Origin of the sequence: Bradyrhizobium sp. (assembly GCF_049512235.1) — a bacterium.
Lineage (GTDB): Bacteria > Pseudomonadota > Alphaproteobacteria > Rhizobiales > Xanthobacteraceae > Bradyrhizobium.
On the sequence record NZ_JBEKXH010000550.1, the window covers coordinates 1 to 3,983 of the forward strand.

2 protein-coding genes are annotated in these 3,983 nt (G+C 65.2%); both read left to right on the forward strand.

From position 1 onward, the window contains the following. Nucleotides 1–75 precede the first annotated feature (75 nt). Complete coding sequence (locus ABSG20_RS31480; RefSeq protein ID WP_423868350.1) at nucleotides 76–2,598, forward strand: tetratricopeptide repeat protein; 2,523 nt, start codon at nucleotides 76–78, stop codon at nucleotides 2,596–2,598. Nucleotides 2,599–2,774: 176 nt separating this feature from the next. Beyond that, the gene (leuB, locus tag ABSG20_RS31485) at nucleotides 2,775–3,887 is read left to right on the forward strand and encodes a 3-isopropylmalate dehydrogenase (RefSeq protein WP_423868351.1); all 1,113 of its coding nucleotides are present in this window, start codon (nucleotides 2,775–2,777) and stop codon (nucleotides 3,885–3,887) included. The last annotated feature ends 96 nt before the right edge of the window (nucleotides 3,888–3,983 follow it).

Consider the following 3,983-nt stretch of genomic DNA (forward strand, 5'->3'; position numbering starts at 1 on the left):
TGATATGAGGGAGATAGTCTATTGCCCATCGGTTCATGAAGTGCGGCCGGGCCGAAACCGGATCGAGGACAGCGCATGGCGGATATCTTTGTCAGCTATACGTCAAGCGACCGAGACTGGGCGTTCTGGATCGGGCAGGAATTGTCAAAACTCGGCCACACGCCGCGCATTTACGAATGGGAGATCTCGGCAGGGGGAAACATTGCGCGCTGGATGGGCGAACGGCATGAGGGCGCCGATCAAATCCTCTGCGTTATCAGCGAGGCCTATTTGAAAGCACCTTATTCGAGTTGGGAGCGGCAGGCGGCCGAATGGGCGGCCGCGAGCAAGCGCCCCAACTTCGCGCTGCCGGTAAAGGTCGAAGAAAGCGAACTGCCGACGCTCTCAGCTGTATTGAGTCACTGCATTCTGTTCGGAATCGACGAGGACGAGGCACGGGCACGGCTCGCGGCCTTTTTGAAACCTGCCGCGCCGCCGGCGGAGCCGGCACCGTTTCCTGGCGCTCGCAAAGCGGCGACGAGCGAGGGCGCACCAGCGGCTCGTCCGACTGTCGTCTTTCCGGGAGCGCCCGATGCCAAGAAAGCTGGCGCGGTTTCCAATATCCCCATCAATCTGCCGCGACACTTTCTCGGCCGCGACGACGACCTCGCCGCCATCGACGCCGCGCTCAAGAGCGCTAACGGCCGCGCCGCCATCACGGCGCTGCACGGGCTGCGCGGTGTCGGCAAGACCACGCTGGCGGCGGCCTGTGCGGAGCGGCACCGCGGCGTCTATCGCGCGACATGGTGGATCAGGGCCGAGACCGGATCGACGCTGCGCGCCGATCTGGTCGGTCTCGGCGTGCGGCTCGGCTGGGTCGCCGCGGACGCGGCGGAGGAGCCGGCCGTCGCCGGCGTGCTGGAGCGGTTGCGCGATGACGGTGCGGGCATCCTGCTGGTCTACGACAATGCCAAGAATGCGGACGGCATTCGAAACTGCCTGCCGCGCGGCGGGATGGCGCGGATCATCGTCACGTCGAACGCGCCCGATTGGCGCGGCATCGCCGCGCCGGTTGCAATCGAGGTTTGGCCAAAGGAAATTGGCGCGGAATATCTGACCGCGCGAACCGGCCGTGCCAGTGAGCAAACGGCGGCGCTCGCCTTGTCGGAGGCGCTCGGCGGCCTGCCGCTCGCCCATGAGCAGGCAGCGGCCTATTGCGAGCGGCTCGGCATCTCGCTCGCCGAGTACCGCAAGCGGTTCGAGGCCGCGCCCGCAAAACTGCTCGATACAGAAAAGGACGCGCCGGCCGATTATCACGATCGCCTGACGGTGGCGAAAACATTTGCTCTTGCCATCGGCGAAGCCGCCAAGCGCCATTCCGCCGCCGAGCCCTTGATCGCGTACACGGCGCTGCTCGCGCCCGAGCCGATCCCGCTGTATGTGTTCTCCGAGGCGCGAGAAGAGTTCGGCGAGCCGCTGGCATCACAGCTTGCTGGCGATGGTCTCGACGAGGCCGTGGCGGCGCTGCGCGGTTTTGCGCTCATCGATCGCGAGATCATCCCGGACGAGCGCAATCCAGCGATCACAACGGACTGTATTCGCCTGCATCGGCTGGTGCGCGAGGTGGCGGCGGCGCGGCATGAGCCGGAGGCTCGGCAGGCGGCGCGGCGGATCCTGATCGCGGCGATGGTGGCGCTCTATCCGGTCAATGTCTGGCGCGACCCGGACACCTGGCCGCGCGCTCGGCGGCTCGATCCACTTACGCTCGCCTTGGTCGGCGGCAATTCCGCACTGCCGGCAGGAGCAGAGGAAGGGGCGAGTAATTTGCTCATTATGGCGGCGCAGTACAAGCAACACGCGCTTGCCGACTACGCGCAAGCCAAGCAGCTTTACGAGAGCGCGCTGGCGATCCGCGAAAAGCTGTTTGGCCCGGAGCATCCCGAAACGGCGACGAGCCTCCACTATCTCGGCAACCTGCTGGGGGCGCAGGGCGACCTTGCGGGTGCGCGGAGTTGCTTTCAGCTCGATCTGGCAATCAGTGAAAAGGCGCTTGGCCCCGATCATCCGGACACGGCAACGAGCCTCAACAATCTCGGCAACCTGCTGAGGGCGCAGGGTGATCTTGTGGGAGCCCGGCCGTATGCCGAGCGCGCGCTAGCGATCCGTGAGAGTGTGCTCGGCCCTGATCATCCGGACACCGCAACGAGCCTCAACGAACTTGGTGGGCTGCTGCAGGCGCAGGGCGATCTTGCGGGAGCGCGGCCGTATGTCGAGCGCGCGCTGGCGATCTACGAAAAGGTGCGCGGCCCCGATCATCCGCACACGGCAACCAGTCTCAATAATCTCGGCTACCTGCTACGGGCGCAGGGTGATCTTGCGGGGGCGCGACCGTATGTCGAGCGCGCGCTAGCGATCCGTGAGAGTGTGCTCGGCCACGATCATCCGGACACGGCAAGAAGCCTCAGCAATCTGGGCGGGCTGCTGCGGGCGCAGGGCGATCTTGCGGGAGCGCGGCCGTATTATGCGCGTGCGCTGGCGATCTGTGAAAAGACACTTGGCCACGATCATCCGACGACAAAGGCAATCCACGACACTCTTGCCGCACTTGATGCGAAGTGATCGGACCGCTTGCCAATTCTCTCGCGGCGCTTTAGCAATCCGCGCGACGAACAGACTCGTCATGCCCGGCTCTGTGCTGCTCAGTGCCGGGCATCCACGTCTTTCTCTCCGTTGATCCGAAGACGTGGATGGCCGGGACAGGCCCGGCCATGACGCGTTGAGATGAGGGACCCACCATGACCACCCACAAGCTGCTGCTTCTGCCCGGCGACGGCATCGGTCCCGAAGTGATGGCGGAGGTGAAGCGGCTGATCGGCTGGCTCGACGCCGCAGGGATTGCGCATTTCACCACCGAGCAGGGCCTGGTCGGCGGGTCAGCCTATGATGCCAGCGGGCAGAGCATCACCGATGCCACCATGGCCCTCGCCGGCGCCGCCGACGCCGTGCTGTTCGGCGCGGTCGGCGGCCCGAAGTGGGACAGCGTGCCCTACGAGGCTCGGCCGGAGGCCGGGCTGTTGCGGCTGCGCAAGGATCTCGGGCTGTTTGCGAACCTGCGGCCGGCGGTGTGTTACCCGGCGCTGGCCGATGCATCGAGCCTGAAGCGCGAGGTGGTCGAGGGCCTCGACATCATGATCGTGCGCGAGCTCACCGGCGGCGTCTACTTTGGCGAGCCCAAAACCATCACCGATCTCGGCAACGGCCAGAAGCGCGCCATCGACACCCAGGTCTACGACACCTACGAGATCGAGCGCATCGCCCGGGTGGCGTTCGATCTGGCGCGAAAGCGCCGCAACAAATTGACCTCGATGGAAAAGCGCAATGTGATGAAATCGGGCGTGCTCTGGAACGAGGTGGTAACAGGGGTCCATGCCCGCGAATACAAGGATGTGCAGCTCGAACATCAGCTCGCCGATTCCGGCGGCATGAATCTGGTAAAATGGCCGAAGCAGTTCGACGTCATCGTCACCGACAATCTGTTCGGAGACATGCTCAGCGATATCGCGGCGATGCTGACCGGCTCGCTCGGCATGCTGCCCTCGGCCTCGCTCGGCGAGGTCGACGTCAAGAGCCAAAAGCGCAAAGCCCTGTACGAGCCGGTGCACGGCTCGGCGCCGGATATCGCAGGCCGCGGCTTGGCCAATCCGATCGCCATGATCGCCTCGTTCGGAATGGCGCTGCGCTATTCCTTCGACCAGGGCGCGCTCGCCGACAAGCTCGACGCCGCAATCGCCGCGGTGCTCGCAGGCGGCCTGCGCACCGCGGACATCAAATCCGAAGGCGCCACGGAGGTGAGCACCAGCGGGATGGGCGAGGCGATTTTGCAGGAGCTGCAGGCGCTGCACGGGTGAACTGCGCACAAATATATACACCGCTATATACACCGTCGTCCCGGCTCGGTGGCCGGGACGACGCGGACTTTCGCAGGCAGTCCGTCTATGGGTCAG